The organism is Bowmanella dokdonensis (genome assembly GCF_017254865.1).
GTDB classification, from domain to species: domain Bacteria; phylum Pseudomonadota; class Gammaproteobacteria; order Enterobacterales; family Alteromonadaceae; genus Bowmanella; species Bowmanella dokdonensis.
The window spans coordinates 1-675 of the sequence record NZ_JAFKCV010000049.1 but is presented as its reverse complement, the minus strand read 5'-3'; the positions used below and the strand labels follow the sequence as shown (position 1 = coordinate 675).

Annotated in this window: 1 protein-coding gene; it reads right to left on the bottom strand. The window is 49.5% G+C overall.

Annotated features, from left to right (window positions below; all coding sequences use genetic code 11):
- A partial coding sequence (locus J0A66_RS21470) for a secretin N-terminal domain-containing protein (RefSeq protein ID WP_206575906.1) occupies nt 1–675 on the bottom strand: 675 nt, incomplete at both ends.

The following is a 675-nucleotide window of genomic DNA, read 5'->3' as shown; positions in this document are numbered from 1 at the left end:
AGGAATAGTACCTCCGGCGATAGCTTCCGCTCCTTCGAGAGACCCGGACACGCCATCTGTATCTTGTTGATCACTAAAGCCCCAACGCACACCAAGTTGTTCATCCACATTGTCACGCACTGTCACCATGCGGGATTCAATCAATACCTGCTTAATCGGAATATCCAGTTGTTTCACCATGGCTTTGGCTTCTTCAACATATTCCTGACTATCACGAATTAACAAGGAATTAGTACGATTGTCCACGTTAACTGTGCCACGGGCGCTGAGAATACCGCCTTCGCCAGACTTGAGAATGGTCGCCATCTCAGCAGCTTTGGCATAATTAATCTGGATGGTTTCAGACTTTAATGGCGCCAAATCAGCAACCTGCTGTTGTGACTGCAAGCGCTGGGTCTCACGGGAAGCCAACTCTTCTGCCGGGGCTACCAGCAGAATATTCCCTTCCATACGCTTATCCAGGCCTTTAATTTTTAAGATCATCCCCAGCGCCTGATCCCAGGGCACATTGGCTAAGTTAATAGTCACGTTGCCTGTCACCGTATCTGTGGTGACCAGGTTAAAACCATTGATCTGAGCAATAACCTGCAACACCTGGCGAACCGGCACATCCTGAAAATCCAGCGATATGGGCGCACCGCTGTAATTAGGATCGACTTGCTTTTGCGCCACGGC